General features: G+C 54.4%; 8 protein-coding genes. 7 read left to right on the top strand and 1 reads right to left on the bottom strand.

Translation table 11 applies throughout. From position 1 onward, the window contains the following. The gene (gltB, locus tag G5195_RS12715) at positions 1–4,458 is read right to left on the bottom strand and encodes a glutamate synthase large subunit (protein ID WP_421236201.1); all 4,458 of its coding nucleotides are present in this window, start codon (positions 4,456–4,458) and stop codon (positions 1–3) included. A gap of 611 nt (positions 4,459–5,069) precedes the next feature. On the opposite strand from gltB, the gene G5195_RS12710 reads away from it, so the two are divergent. The 7 genes from G5195_RS12710 to G5195_RS12680 form a co-directional block, all read left to right on the top strand. Beyond that, complete coding sequence (locus tag G5195_RS12710) at positions 5,070–5,999, top strand: TIGR01212 family radical SAM protein (protein ID WP_216953332.1); 930 nt, start codon at positions 5,070–5,072, stop codon at positions 5,997–5,999. A 351-nt stretch (positions 6,000–6,350) separates the two neighbouring features. Continuing rightward, positions 6,351–8,495 (top strand): type I secretion system permease/ATPase, encoded by a 2,145-nt coding sequence (locus G5195_RS12705; RefSeq protein WP_266135586.1) that lies wholly within the window; start codon positions 6,351–6,353, stop codon positions 8,493–8,495. Further along, the gene (locus G5195_RS12700) at positions 8,488–9,921 is read left to right on the top strand and encodes an HlyD family type I secretion periplasmic adaptor subunit (RefSeq protein WP_266135587.1); all 1,434 of its coding nucleotides are present in this window, start codon (positions 8,488–8,490) and stop codon (positions 9,919–9,921) included. The genes G5195_RS12705 and G5195_RS12700 overlap by 8 nt, the downstream gene beginning before the upstream one ends. Positions 9,922–9,958: 37 nt before the next feature. After that, positions 9,959–11,284, top strand: coding sequence for a TolC family outer membrane protein (locus tag G5195_RS12695; RefSeq protein ID WP_216953335.1), 1,326 nt, complete (start codon positions 9,959–9,961; stop codon positions 11,282–11,284). Between the two features lie 138 nt (positions 11,285–11,422). After that, positions 11,423–12,175 (top strand): transglutaminase-like cysteine peptidase, encoded by a 753-nt coding sequence (locus tag G5195_RS12690; protein ID WP_254204305.1) that lies wholly within the window; start codon positions 11,423–11,425, stop codon positions 12,173–12,175. A gap of 3 nt (positions 12,176–12,178) precedes the next feature. Next, positions 12,179–14,104, top strand: a complete 1,926-nt coding sequence (locus tag G5195_RS12685; RefSeq protein WP_216953336.1) for an EAL domain-containing protein — start codon at positions 12,179–12,181, stop codon at positions 14,102–14,104. A 269-nt stretch (positions 14,105–14,373) separates the two neighbouring features. Then, positions 14,374–15,404, top strand: a 1,031-nt coding sequence (locus G5195_RS12680) for a retention module-containing protein (protein ID WP_421236200.1), incomplete at its 3' end; no start/stop codon positions are given.

Below are 15,404 nucleotides of genomic sequence, written 5' to 3'. Positions count from 1 at the left end.
TTATTGCGCCTGGATTCTGAGTTCTGCACTGGAACGGCTGGTGTGACCCAGTAGCGATTTCACGTCGCTGGACTTGGGTTTGATCAGCCTGAACTTGGGCACATAGGAGTCGAAGTTGGCCAGGATCTCCTCGGCGCGCGAGCTGCCGGTCTCATTGAGGTGCGCCGTGATGATGCCGCGCAGGTGCTCCTGATGGATGGCGAGATCCGCCACATCCAGCAGTTCCACCAGCTCGGGGTTGGTGCGCTTGGCGAAGTTGCCGCACTCGTCGAGCACGTAGGCAAAGCCGCCGGTCATGCCTGCCGCGAAGTTGACGCCAGTCTGACCGAGCACGGTGACGATGCCGCCGGTCATATATTCACAACCGTTGTCGCCAATCCCCTCGACTACCGCCAGGGCACCTGAGTTGCGCACCGCGAAACGCTCGCCAGCAGTGCCTGCGGCGTAGAGTTTGCCGCCGGTGGCGCCGTAGAGGCAGGTGTTGCCGATGATGGCTGCTTCATGGGATTTGAACGCCACGCCGACATGGGGCTTGATCACCAGCTTGCCGCCGGTCATCCCCTTGCCCACGTAGTCGTTGGCATCACCGGTGAGGATCATCTCAAGGCCACCTGCGTTCCAGACGCCGAAGCTCTGGCCTGCGGTGCCGTTGAAGTGCACTTTGACCGGATCGGCCGCCATCCCCTGGTTGCCGTGACGTTTGACGATCTCGCCCGAGAGGCGCGCACCCACCGAGCGGTCGGTGTTGCGAATGTCGTAGCGGAACTCGCCGCCGCTTGAGGTTTCCACCGCCTCCAGCAGATCCTCCACCATTTTCAGGTTGAGCGGCCCCTTGTCGAAGGTGGGGTTGTGCTGCTGGCTGAACAGGCTGGAACCTGCCGGTGCCACCGGAAGGGCCAGAATGCCGGAGAGATCCAGCTTGGCCTGCCGGGCGGTGAGGCCGGGCAGGGCCTCCAGCAGATCGGTGCGGCCAATCAGGTCGGTCAACTGGGTGACGCCGAGCTGGGCCATCAGCTCGCGGGTCTCTTCGGCGATGAACTTGAAGTAGTTCATCACCATCTCCGGCAGGCCGGTGAAGTGCTCGCGACGCAGCTTCTCATCCTGAGTGGCAACGCCGGTGGCGCAGTTGTTCAGGTGGCAAATACGCAGGTATTTGCAACCGAGCGCCACCATGGGGCCGGTGCCAAAACCGAAGCTCTCGGCGCCGAGGATGGCCGCCTTGATGATGTCGAGACCGGTCTTGAGGCCGCCATCCACCTGCAGCCGCACCTTGTGGCGCAGGCCGTTGGCGACCAGCGCCTGCTGGGTTTCAGCCAGACCCAGCTCCCACGGGGAGCCGGCATATTTGACCGAGGTGAGGGGGCTCGCGCCAGTGCCGCCGTCATAACCGGAGATGGTGATGAAGTCGGCATAGGCCTTGGCCACGCCGCAGGCGATGGTGCCCACGCCGGGCTCGGAGACCAGTTTCACCGACACCAGACAGCTCGGGTTGATCTGCTTGATGTCGAAGATGAGCTGGGCCAGATCCTCGATGGAGTAGATATCGTGGTGCGGCGGCGGTGAAATCAGGGTCACGCCGGGCACGGAATAACGCAGCTGGGCGATCTGGGCCGTCACCTTGTCACCGGGCAGCTGGCCCCCTTCGCCGGGCTTGGCGCCCTGCGCCACCTTGATCTGCACCACATCGGCGTTCATCAGGTAGTGGGGGGTGACGCCAAAGCGGCCGGAAGCGACCTGCTTGATGCGGGAGTTCTTCTCGGTACCGAAACGCTTGGGATCTTCGCCACCTTCGCCGGAGTTGCTCTGACCGCCGAGGCGGTTCATGGCGACAGCCAGCGCCTCGTGAGCCTCTGGGCCGAGGGCACCGATGGACATGGCGGCGGAGTCGAAGCGGGGGAACAGCTTGTCGGCCGGCTCAACCTGATCCAGCGCGACCGGATTGTCGACCTTCTTCAGGGCAAGCAGATCGCGCAGAGTGGCAACCGGGCGCTCGTTCACCAGACGGGCGTACTCCTTGTAATCGGCATAGTTGCCGGAGCGCACCGCGGTTTGCAGGGTCTGCACCACATCCGGGTTGTAGGTGTGGTACTCGCCGCCGTGGACGAACTTGAGCAGGCCGCCGTGGGGGAGGGGCTTGCGCACCAGCCAGGCCTGACGGGCTAGATTGTGCTGATCCTGCTGGATGTCGGCAAAATCGGCACCCTGAATACGGCTCGATACGCCACGGAAGCAGGTATCGACCACGGCTCTGGCCAAGCCCACAGCTTCAAACAGCTGGGAGCAGCGGTAGCTGGCGACCGTGCTGATGCCCATCTTGGACATCACCTTGTAGAGCCCCTTGTTGATGCCGTTGCGGTAGTTGACCATCGCCTGGCGCAGGGACATGGTGAGCACGCCCTCTTCAACCTGTTTGGCCAGGGTTTCGTAAGCGAGATAGGGGTAGATGGCGGTCGCGCCAAAGCCCAGCAGCACCGAGAAGTGGTGCGGGTCACGGCAGCTTGCAGTTTCCACCAGAATGTTGGCGTCACAGCGCAGGTTGTTGTCCACCAGGGTGCGCTGTACCGCGCCCACCGCCATGGCGGCCGGGATCGGCAGGGTATCGGCGCTGATATCGCGATCCGACAGCACCAGCAGTACGGTGCCACTCCTGGCGGCGGTTTTGGCCTCATCGCAGATGCGCACGATGGCCGCTTCCAGCCCCTCTTCTGGCTTGAAGTTGAGGCTGATCACCTGATGACGGTAGTACTCACCTTCCAGTGCCAGCAGCTGGTGGAAGTCGGAGTAGAGCAGGATCGGCGACTGGAACAGCACCCGGTGGGCGTGGCCGAAGGTCTCGTTGAAGACGTTCTGCTCGCGACCGATACAGGTGGCCAGCGACATCACGTGGTTTTCCCGCAGCGGGTCGATGGGCGGGTTGGTCACCTGGGCAAACATCTGGCGGAAGTAGTCATAGAGGGTGCGCGGGCCGGAGGAGAGCACCGCCATCGGGGTATCATCCCCCATGGAGCCCACCGCCTCCTGACCATTTTCACCGAGCACCCGGATGATCTGATCCAGCTCCTCGAAGGAGTAGCCAAACAACTTCTGATAGGTTTTCAGCTGGTCATCAGAGAACTCGCGGCTACCGGTCTGGCTGTCGTCCATCTGCTCGAAGGGGACCAGTCGGCGGCAATGTTTATCCATCCACTGCTTGTAGGTGTGACGGTTCTTGAGGTCGTCATCGATCTCGAAGCTGGTCCACACCTTGCCGTTGCTGGTATCCACCACGAACAGCTCGCCCGGGCCGACCCGGCCCTTCTCCAGCACTTCGTCCGGGGTGTAGTCCCAGGTACCGACTTCTGAGGCGAGGGTGATGAACTTGTCCTTGGTGATGACGTAGCGGGCCGGACGCAGACCGTTGCGATCAAGTGCGCAGGTGGCGTAGCGACCATCGGTCATGACGATACCGGCGGGGCCATCCCATGGCTCCATGTGCATGGAGTTGAAGTCGTAGAAGGCGCGCAGGTCATCATCCATGTTCGGGTGTTTTTGCCATGCAGGCGGGATCAACAGGCGCATGGCGCGGAACAGGTCCATGCCACCGGCGAGGAAGAGATCCAGCATGTTGTCGAGGCTGGAGGAGTCAGAGCCGGTGGTGTTGACGAAGGGGGCCGCTTCCTGCAAATCGGGAATGAGCGGCGTGGCAAACTTGTAGCTGCGTGCCTTGGCCCACTGGCGGTTGCCGGCGATGGTGTTGATCTCGCCGTTGTGGGCCAGATAGCGAAACGGCTGCGCCAGCGGCCAGCGCGGGCTGGTGTTGGTGGAGAAACGCTGGTGGAAGACGCAGATGGCCGCCTGCATACGTATGTCGGCGAGATCCAGATAGAAGCGCGGCAAGTCCACCGGCATGCACAGCCCTTTATAGACGGTGACCAGGTTGGAGAGGCTGACCACATAGAAGTAGTCGTCGTTGACGCGCTTTTCGATGCGGCGACGCACGATATAGAGGCGGCGTTCGAGATCCTTGTCGACCCAGCCGGGCGGGGCGTTGACAAAGACCTGTTCAATGCTGGGCAGGGAGGCTTTGGCGATGGTACCGAGTACGTTGGTATCGACGGGCACCTTGCGCCAGCCGACCAGACTCAGGGTCTCTTTTTCCAGCTCTTCGTCGATGATGTCTCGGGTCTGCTGGGCCAATACGGGGTCGGGGTTGAGAAACAGCATGCCGACCGCATAGTTGCGGCCAAGGTGCCATCCCTTCTCCTCGGCGACAGCTCTGAAGAAGCTGTCCGGTTTTTGCAGCAGCAGACCGCAACCATCGCCGGTCTTGCCATCGGCGGAGATCCCGCCGCGGTGCTGCATGCGAGCCAATGCTGACATCGCGAGACGGACAAGCTTGTGGCTGGCTTCCCCTTCCATGTGGGCCAACAGGCCGAAGCCACAGTTATCCCTCTCCAGCTTTGGATCATATAGTGACATTGCATTTCTCCCTTGCTCGGCCTTGTATCGCACAGTCATCACCTGACTGCATAAATTGCGATTGGCTCTTGTGGTTCCGTCTGCCTGACGTGGCGAATCTCCAAACTAATGGGATTTTCTGGCGAGGTCAATCGCAGGTCAGGTTTGTCTTCATGGTTACATTCGCATAACAAAATGTCGGGTTAGGGGGATTAGCTCGCAGTTATGAAGTATTTATTCTACGTAGTTTGATTTTGTTGGTTAAATATATCGCCATTGACGGGCTCAATGGTGTGCTCGGCGACGATGGGCGAATGTAGTAATTTTACCAACCCGATGTGGCCGACAGCGGAAGGGATCACATTTTCAATATCCCATGCTTGCAATTGTGTGCTGTCGGGTCTCTTTGAATTTTTCATTGTTCAACAGTGGGTTATCAGGTCTCATTTTCATATGGATGTTTACTGTTTGAATCGTCAAAGAACTGTAAAAATCCTTTTTTTGCGCTTTTTCTCTATATTTATTCAAAATTGGTCGGGTATTTATATGTTTTACCCTCTCCGCTAGCTTGATCCAGCTCAGCCCCTGTTTTGCGCAAGCTCGTACAATGGCGCTCCTTTAGCGGAGGTGTCATGCAGTTACACGAACTCGTCAATACATTCGGTCAGGATCTCAAGCAGCGTCACGGTCAGAAGATCCACAAACTCTCCATCCACGGGGCCTTCACCTGCCCGAACCGTGACGGCACCCTGGGCCGTGGTGGCTGCACCTTCTGCAACGTATCCTCTTTTGCCGACGAGTCGGCCCAACAACTCTCAGTGGTGCAACAACTGCTGGCTCGCCGGGACGAAGTCACCCGTGCCAAGCGCTATCTTGCCTATTTTCAGGCCTATACCAGCACCTATGCCGAGGTCGAATATCTGCAGCGGATGTATGAAGAGGCGCTGTCGGTGAGCGATATGGTGGGGCTCTGTGTGGGCACTCGCCCCGATTGCGTGCCGGATGCGGTGCTGGATCTGTTGGCGGGCTATCAGGCCCGGGGCTACGAGGTGTGGCTGGAGCTCGGGCTGCAAAGCGCCAACGACAAGACTCTGCAACGGATCAACCGCGGCCACGGTTATGCCGCCTATGAGGATGCGGTAAGACGTGCCCATCAGCGCGGCATCAAGGTATGTGCTCATCTGATCGTCGGCCTGCCGGGCGAGGTGTCGATGGACAGCCTCGATACCCTGCATCGTATCGTTGGGACCGGTGTTGAGGGGATCAAGCTGCATCCGCTTCATGTGGTAGAGGGCAGTACTCTTGGCAAAGCGTGGCAAGCTGGGCGGCTTGAGGTATTGACGCTGGAGCAGTATGTGGAAGCCGCTGTCGCCATGATCCAGCACACACCACCCGAGGTGGTGTATCACCGGATTTCGGCATCGGCGCGCCGCCCAACCCTGCTTGCTCCCGCCTGGTGCGAGAATCGCTGGACTGCGATGGCGGACATTGCACGAGCACTCTCCTTGAGTGGCCCTCAGGGTCATGCACTGGGAAGACCCTTCATACTTCCTGACCTATAATTGAGTTCGTAATTATTATTTTCACGTAAAACATAGGGTTATATAAAAAGTTCATACCATAAACTATAGTTTTGGTACCTGCAGGTTGATATAGTGATGCGCCACAATAAATGCCATTATCAATTAACACCTCCATTTACCTGAGGGAGGCGTCGGCATGATGCTCACAGGCTGGTTTTACCAATCATCATGCAAGGAAAATTGGTGGTGAGTGTCACGATGTATCCGGATAGGTTTATTCCCTGATCAGGCTCATCTGTGGGAGGGGGCTCGTTTTTAGAGTCGCTATAGCAGGAAAATATGAGTGATACCCCTCTCGTATCGACCTTATTAATGCAGTGACGGGATGCTATGCAAGCAGAAACAAGTCGTATCGATGAGTTATTGGAGTGTCTGGTCTTCTTGACCCGCTTTTATGGTGTGCCCAACAGCCAGGATGCCCTGACGACCGGGTTGCCACTGGTCTCCGGACGACTGACTACAGCACTCTTTTGTCGTGCTGCCGAGCGGGGCGGGCTATCTGCCCGTGAAGTGATCCAGCCGCTTGATCAGATCTCTCCCTTGCTGCTGCCCTGCGTATTGCAGATGCGTAACGGTGGCGCCTGTATTTTGCTGGAGTGGAACGAAGATCGCAGCCAGGGGAAAGTGATTTTCCCGCAGGCAGGTGATGCCGCCCAATGGCTGACTGCTGCCCAGCTGGGTGATGAGTATTTGGGGCGTCTCTTTTACGTTAAGAAGCAGTTCAAATTTGACGAGCGCTCTCCCAAGGTGCTGGAGACCCGTGATGGCCACTGGTTCTGGAGCACTTTGTTTGAATCTCGCGGAATCTATCGCGATGTGCTGATCGCCTCCATTCTGATCAACCTGTTTGCCATCGCTAGCCCCCTCTTTACCATGAACGTCTATGACAAGATTGTGCCCAATCTGGCATTTGATTCGCTCTGGGTGCTGGCGGTCGGGGCCATGGTGGTCTTTACCTTCGATTTTGTGATGCGGCAGTTGCGCAGTTACTTTATCGATATCGCTGGCAAAAAGTCTGATGTGCTGCTGTCCGCCAAGATTTTCGCCAAGGTGATGGGCATGCGGATGGAGTCTCGTCCCGCTTCCACCGGCGCTTTCGCCAAACATCTGCAGGAATTTGAATCGGTGCGGGAGTTTTTCACTTCCGCGACGGTTTCTACTCTTATCGATCTGCCTTTTGCCGTCTTCTTCCTTTTTATTATCTGGATGTTTGCCGGTGTGATGGTGGTGGTCCCCATCGTCGCCATGCTGATCCTGATCGCCTACAGCTTCTATATTCAAGAGCCGCTCAAAAAGTCCATCGAAGAGGGTTCCCGGCTGGCCTCTCAGAAAAATGCCAACCTGATCGAAAGTATTTCCGGGCTGGAAACGGTCAAAATTTTTGGCGCCGAGAGTCTGTTCCAGCACCGTTGGGAGCAGGCTGTTTCCCATATTTCCACCTGGGGTGTACAAACACGGCGAATTACCAACTCCATGTCGTCACTGGCCAGTTATATCCAGCAGGTGGTGACGGTCGGTCTGGTGATTGTCGGTGTTTACCAGATCTCCGAAGGCTTAGTCACCATGGGGGGGATGATTGCTGCCGTGATGCTCTCCAGCCGTGCCATTGCGCCCATGGTGCAACTCTCAGTGTTGTCGACCCGTTATAACCAGGCCAAGTCTGCACTGGATATTCTGGAAAAAATCATGCAAACCCCGGGTGAGCAGGAGGAAGGCAAGCAATATATCCATCATCCGGTGATTGCCGGTCGAATTGAATTCGAAAATGTTTCGTTCAAATATCCAGGAATGGAAACCAGCACCCTGCACCATATCAATTTGCGTATTCAGCCGGGTGAAAAGGTGGCAATTATCGGCCGGATTGGGGCGGGTAAAACGACCCTCGAGAAGTTGTTGATGGGGCTGTATCGGCCGACTGACGGTTCGGTCCGGATCGATGGTTTCGAAATAGACCAGTTGCCTCCCTCGGTGATTCGTCGCAATATCGGTTGTGTTCCCCAAGATGTCATTCTCTTTTTTGGTTCGGTGCGAGACAACATCATGCTGGGTAATCCGCTGGTGGATGACGTGAGAGTCTTGCGTGCTGCCAAGCGGGCGGGCGTCACCAATTTTACCAACCGTGATCCCAACGGATTGGATCGGCAGATAGGTGAGGGTGGCCGTCAGCTTTCCGGTGGCCAGCGTCAGTCGATCCTGCTGGCACGCGCCCTGCTCAATGATCCCCCCATTCTGGTGATGGATGAGCCTACCTCCAACATGGACAACCAGTCCGAGATGCAGGTCAAACAGGAGCTCGCCAGACTGGGCCCGGAAACCACCTTGATCCTCATCACCCACAAGACCTCGATGCTGGATGTGGCCTCGCGAGTTATCGTCATCGAGCAGGGACAGATTGTGGCAGATGGTCCCAAAGAGGTGGTGTTGCAGCAGTTGAAGGAAGGCAAGGTGCGCGTGCAGGAGGTGTCCCATGGTTAAGGGGCTCATGAACTGGTTAAAACGCAGCAAAAATGCGCCTTCCGGTGATGTATTGCCGGCACCCGAGCATCTGGAGTTTGTCGATGACGGCGCGGCAGCTGTGTTGCTTACTACCCCAACCGGTGCCCGCATCCTGTTATGGTGCTGTTTCCTCTTTTTCATGAGTGCCATCGTCTGGGCTGCCTGGGCCGAGCTGGATGAAGTCACCGTGGGTCAGGGCAAGGTGATCCCATCCCGCCAACTACAGGTGATCCAGAATCTGGAAGGGGGGATAGTCAAAGAGATCTTCGTCAAAGAGGGGGATATCGTCGAGAAGGGACAGCCGCTGCTGCGCATCGATGACACCCGTTTCCGCTCCGATTTTCGAGAGCGTGAGCAGGAGCTGGTCACTCTGAAAGGAGATATTGCACGGTTACGGGCCGAAATGGCCAGTGTTGAGGTTAAAAATGATCCCGCACTGGGGTGGCGTGAACAGGTAGTGGTGGGAGAAGCGCCAATTCAGTTCCCGGATGGCTATGAAACCGTCTTTCCCGAATATGCCAACCGTGAACGCTCGGTACAACGGGATCGCCTTAATAACCTGAAGAACCAGCTCTATATTCTTGGTCAACAGATCGAGCAGAAAGAGCAGGAACTGATTGAACTGAATGCCAAAATTCGCACCGTGAATCGCAGTGTGGATCTGGCCAGACAAGAGCTCAATATTAGCCGTCCACTGGCAAAAGAGGGTATAGTGCCTCAAGTGGAGCTAATCAAGCTAGAGCGGCAGGTCAACGAGATGCAGGGGGAGCTGGAGAGCAACCGTCTGCTGATACCAAAACTCAATTCGGTGTTGCGTGAGACTATTTCCAAGCGCAATGACATAGCGCTGAAATTCCGTGCTGACTCCCAGACGGAACTGAATGAGAAGCAGGGGCGACTTGGCCAGTTGTCAGAAGGGCAGGTTGGCTTGCGAGATAGGGTTGATCGGACCAGCGTGATTGCTCCGCTCAAGGGCACCATCAAGAAACTCAAGATCAACACCCTGGGCGGCGTGGTGCAGCCCGGCATGGATTTGATGGAGATAGTGCCGCTGGAGGACACCTTGTTGGTTGAAGCCAAGGTGTCGCCGAAAGATATCGCCTTCCTGCGACCGGGGCTGGATGCCATCGTCAAGATCACTGCCTACGACTTTACAATCTATGGAGGATTGCATGGCAAGGTTGAACAGATAAGTGCGGACTCGATCCAGGATGAGGAGGGGAACTCCTTTTATCTGGTTCGGGTGCGTACCGAGAAGAGTTACTTGGGCGATGAGCTTAACGCACTTCCCATCATCCCCGGTATGTTAGCCAGTGCTGATATCATTACTGGTAAAAAAAGTGTCCTAGACTATTTACTTAAGCCGATTTTACGGGCTAAGCAGTCGGCACTGAGAGAACGATAAGCCAACAATCTAAAAACAAAACATGACTGGAGATAACATGAAAAAAACGATTGTTGCCATGCTGGTCAGTGGCATCACCCTGATCCCTAGTTTGGGTCAGGCCCAGACTCTGGAAGAGTCGGTGGCACAGACACTCGCTACGCATCCCAAGATCAAGGAAGCGTTTGATCTCTACCAGGCACGCCTCTATCAGCATGATGGCGCCAAGGGTGGCTATTATCCTACGATCGATCTGCGTGGCGGCGTAGGCTATGAAAAGACTGACAGCCCTTCTACCCGGGCTGCTGGTTCAAACAGCAATATTGATGACTCCATGACTCGCAAAGAGGCTGGACTCAGTTTGCGGCAGATGTTGTTTGATGGCTTTGATGTCAGCAACAACGTCTCCCGAACTGAAGCTGAAGCCAACGCCCAGCGTCTGGCGATGATCTCCGAAGCAGAGAATACCGCGCTGCGAGTGGCTGAGGTCTACCTCAATATGCTGCGCCAGCAGGAGATCCTGGAACTCTCCAAACAGAACCTGGAAACCCACGAACAGATCCGTAGCGACATTCAGAAACGGACTGATTCAGGGCTTGGTTCTACTGCTGATCAGACCCAGATTGATGGTCGTGTTGCCAGGGCCTACGCCAACCAAGCCGCCGCTGAAAACAACTACCGTGATGCGGAAAGCGAGTTTATTCGGGTGGTTAACGAGGTACCAAAAGATCTCGTTCAACCGGTACCTAATGCCGAGTTGGTCCCGGCTAGTCTCGATACTGCCCTGAAAACGGCGACAGAAGTTCACCCGACCCTGCTCTCATCCCTGCAAGATATTGAAGCGGCCAAGTATCAGCATGAAGGTGCCAAATCCGGTTTCTACCCTAACGTCACTTTTGAAGTGGACCAAAACTGGAATGAGGATATTGATGCCGTTAAAGGTCGCAATGACGATCTGACAGCTATGGTGCGGATGCGTTACAACCTGTTCCGAGGTGGTTCTGACGTAGCCGAGAGCAATGCAACTTCGGCACTGTACTCTCAGGCGAAAGACATTCATCTGAATGCATTTCGTCAGGTAGAAGAGGGAACCCGTTTGGCATGGAATGCGAAAGAGTCGCTGGCCAAACAGAAAACCTTCCTTAAAGAGCATGTGGATGCAAGCTACGATACCGTTCAGGCATACAAGAAGCAGTTTGGCTTGGGTCAGCGAACCTTGCTGGACGTATTGAACACCGAAAACGAATTGTTCGAAGCGCGTCGCAGTTATATCACTGCTGAGTATGATGCATTGCTGGCGGACTATCGCATCCTCAATGCGACAGGAAGTCTGCTCAATGCATTTAGCGTCAAGCAACCCGCTGAATGGCAGCCCAGGCAATAACCGTTTGCCAATGATCCCGCCGGGATGATGATGAACGCCAACATGGTGACTGCAGCTGGCAGTCACCATGTTTGGCTAAAGCAGGTGGTTGCGCGGTTTTTGAGGAGTGCAGAAGCAATCATGCAGCAGGCATATGACGTGACACTCCAGCGTGGTACCGGAGGCAGATGGTATGATCTCCTCAATAAATGGAGATACCGATCTCTACGTACTCTGCGCCACTCCTTATGGATCCTGCTGTTACCCTTCTCACTTTTGCTCTGTGCCAGCCAGCCTCTGCCACAGGAAGACCTCAACTTGATCAAGCGGGCGGAGCAGACCTATGGCGCCAGAGCTGGCAAGCGTGTAACCAGTTGGCGCATGCTGGTGATGGAAACGAAGGGAAAGGCACTGAGCGAGACGAAAAAGCTCGAAAGAGTGAACAACTTTTTTAATCAAATGCGCTTTGTTGATGACATCAAGTTGTGGCGCAAGAAAGATTACTGGGCAACCCCGCTCGAGTTTCTGGGAGCTGCCGGAGGAGATTGCGAAGATTTCAGTATTGCCAAATATTCCACACTACTGGAATTGGGGATCCCGGATGAAAAAATGCGGATGGTTTATGTCAAGGCCCTTGATTACAACCAGTTCCACATGGTGGTGGCATATTATGAGACACCCTCTTCGGTTCCGGTTATTTTGGATAATTTGATAGGCTCTATTCGACCCGCTACCCAACGGCGAGATTTGGTACCTATCTATAGTTTTAACGGTAGTCACTTGTGGTTGATGAAGGCGCGAGGCCAAGGGGAGCTGGCTGGCCAATCATCTCGCTTGGGATTATGGAATGATTTACGCAATCGCATGACATCGGGGCGATTGGCTAGGCCTGTGGTGAATTTGGATGATTAACCTATGACGCTTTATAGACAGTTATTGGCCACCATGTTGCTGTTGTTTGGACTATTGTTTGCAGCTACTTATTGGGTGCAATTCAATTCGACACGAACTTATCTGGCACAACAGCAGGAAACAACGGTAATCAACACCGCTACGTCACTGGGACTGGCATTAACCCCTTATCTTGAAAATGGCGACAAGGTGGGAGCTGAGTCGGTGATTAAGGCCATATTTGATGGTGGTTATTACCGTATGGTTCGTCTTGACCTGCTTGCGTCGAAAGATGTGATTGAAGAAGAAAACAGCAGCCGTATTCAAGGTGTACCTGACTGGTTTATTGAACTTGGCTTGTTTCCGGAAGTATCCAATGAGTCAATTCTGACGTCTGGCTGGCTGCAACTTGGCAAGCTCAAGGTGGTGGGCCACCCAGGACAAGCCTATCACGAACTGTGGGCAGGGATGAGCGAACTGGCGACCTGGTTTGTGATTGGATTTTTGGTAACCACGATCTTGCTTATGCGTGCACTTAATTTCCTGTTAAAACCGCTCAAGCAGATTTGTGAGCAGGCCGTCGAGATTGAATTGCATCATTTTGGGCATACCATTCCAGAGCCCAAGACCTATGAATTGAAGCAGGTTGTACAAGCGATCAACATCTTATCCGGAAAGTTGGCGGTGCAATTCAAAGAGCAGGCCGACGAGGCGGAGAAACTGCGTGAACGAGTTTATGTGGATGCCGTTTCTGGCTTGGGTAATCGAGCCTATTTTGTTGGTCAGGTTAATGCCTGGATTGCAGAATCTGGCCAAGGGGGCATCATGTTGGTTGCGGTAGATATGCTCGATGATATCTACCGTGATGAAGGTTTTGCTGCCCGTGATAATATGGTCAAATCTATAGCACAAATCTTACGCGAACAGCTTAAGGGATGGGATGGTGCAGCTGTGGCGCGGATATCAGCGACCGAATATGCTCTGCTCTGCCCGACAGATGATTTGGGTCAGCTTAAGGAGTTGGCAGAAATTATCAATTCTCGTATTGCTGATCTGGTCGTGAACCCAATGGCGGAGGGTAATCCTCTCTCCGTCATTGGTATTGCAGGCCGTGATGGTAATGATGATCTCTCAGTCCTGTTGACTAAAGCGGATAATGCACTCGGCAAGGCGCGTAATGAACGCCGTGGTGCTGTTGTCATGGAAGGGGGAGCCGAGCAGGGGTTGATGGGGCGCTTGGCATGGCGTGATTTGGTTCAGGATGCTATTTCGCATCACCTCTGGCGATTCAAGGCTCAGCCAGCTTGCCGATTTGATAACGGGGCCAGGTTGCATGCCGAGTTGTTTGCATCTATCTCTCGCGATGGCACGGACTATTTTGCCGGTCAGTTTTTGCCTGCCATCGAACAGTTCAAATTGGGGGGCGATTTTGATCAGGCAATACTTGATGCATGTGTTCCCTTACTGCACAAACAAGCGGATCTAGTGCTGGCAATTAATATAACGGCAGGTTCGCTTTGTTCGGATGAGTTTTTGACCTGGCTGACGCACTATCTGGTCGAACATGGCGAATTGAAAGAACGGCTGTTATTCGAGATACCCGAGGCAGCCATTATGAAGCACAAAGATCATGTGGCCGCTTTGGTAGGCGCATTGCAGGTCCATGGTTTCCAGTGGGGGGTTGACCACTACGGCCGTCACTTCCAGTCACTGGGCTATCTGGAGGAGTTAGCGCCTGCCTATGTCAAGGTGGATCACGGTTATACCAGTCAGGTCATGGAGCCGGGTGCTGACACCTCATTCTTGGCTGCAGTGTGCCGAGCTGCGCACAATGCCGGTGTGACCACCATTGCAACCCGCGTCGAAGATCAACATCAAGTGGAACTGCTTTCCAAGTTGCATATCGATGGTTATCAGGGATTTGTGCATCCTGCTTTCCCCTTGTCTTGATTGATATGTGCACTGTAGAAATGGCCCCGAATGGGGTCATTTTTTATATCAATACAATATATTTTTTGATTTTTTTATTATCAAATTAATATGGGTGTTATTTGGTTCCATTTGTATCGTTATGATTTTAATGAAGAAAAAATAACCTTTCGATTTTATTCTCTATATCGGTTTGAGGGCAGTCAAACCTATAGATTATTGCAACGGAAAAGCACGTTATCTCCCTCTACGGTGTAGACATCAAGATCTGTCACGTTGGAGCAATGGATATGCGTACCCAAATCATCGACAAGTCCGTGGTTGTCTCAGCTATCGAAGGGAATGTGGAGATTGTGCTGGCTGATGGCAGCAGTCGCCCCCTGCAAAAGGGGGAAATACTCCAGCCCGGTGCCAAATTGACCATAGCGGATGATGCCAAGCTTGTTCTTTCCCCCTATGACGATACACCAGCGCAGAATGTACCCACCGGTTCCGAATTAGCAGAACCGGGACAACCGCAAGGTGGTGCCAGCACGGAGGGCACTCCTTCTGACATTGCTGCATTGCAAGAGTCAATTTTGCAAGGCGTTGACCCGACGCAAAACTTTGAGGCTTCAGCAGCAGGTGGTGCACCTGCTGCCGGTGGTGGCGGTGGTATTGGCGGGGTAGCAGGAGCAAGCGGCAATGGTGGCTTTGTCACCATTGATAGAACCGGTGATGCGACCATTGCCGAGGCCGGTTTTGATACCAATTATCAGGCTGAACCCATTATCAACACTGAGCAAGCGGCTGAACCACTGTTAGAACCGGAGCCACTAACTAATCTCTTGTTGGATGAGAGTGAAGTATTTTCGATGGATGAAGATAACCCTGTCAGTGGTGATCTTTTGGCCAATAGCTCCAACCCGGATGGTCCCTTGGCTCAATCCATCATCAGCTATAGCTGGGGTAGTAATATTGATGTTCCCGCAGGTGTTACATCGACCCTTACTGGCATTGGTACGCTGATCATCAACAGTGATGGCTCTTTCACCTTTACCCCCGCTCCTGACTATTCTGGTGCAGTTCCTACAGTAAGTTATCTGGTCACCGATAGTTCTGATGTTGTTACTTCGACCTTGACGCTGATAGTGACGCCACAAGGTGACATCGACTTCAACGTCGAGGCGCTGAATGCGGGTGCGACCGAAACGGATGGCACGGTACAGGTGCTGCTGACCAACACGGTGAGTATCAGCGATGGCGACGGGTCAGAGACCTGGACCAGCCTGGTGTATACCTTCAACAATTTGCCTGCGAATACCACTGCAGTGGGTGGCAC

Source organism: Aeromonas sp. 601039 (genome assembly GCF_049174415.1).
GTDB classification, from domain to species: domain Bacteria; phylum Pseudomonadota; class Gammaproteobacteria; order Enterobacterales; family Aeromonadaceae; genus Aeromonas; species Aeromonas veronii_A.
This window is presented reverse-complemented; position numbering and strand designations above follow the sequence as displayed.

Coding starts and splice junctions, on each gene's coding strand:
- G5195_RS12710 (WP_216953332.1), top strand. CDS start 5,070: ATGCAGTTACACGAACTCGTCAATACATTCGGTCAGGATCTCAAGCAG.
- G5195_RS12705 (WP_266135586.1), top strand. CDS start 6,351: ATGCAAGCAGAAACAAGTCGTATCGATGAGTTATTGGAGTGTCTGGTC.
- G5195_RS12695 (WP_216953335.1), top strand. CDS start 9,959: ATGAAAAAAACGATTGTTGCCATGCTGGTCAGTGGCATCACCCTGATC.
- gltB (WP_421236201.1), bottom strand. CDS start 4,458: ATGTCACTATATGATCCAAAGCTGGAGAGGGATAACTGTGGCTTCGGC.
- G5195_RS12685 (WP_216953336.1), top strand. CDS start 12,179: ATGACGCTTTATAGACAGTTATTGGCCACCATGTTGCTGTTGTTTGGA.
- G5195_RS12700 (WP_266135587.1), top strand. CDS start 8,488: ATGGTTAAGGGGCTCATGAACTGGTTAAAACGCAGCAAAAATGCGCCT.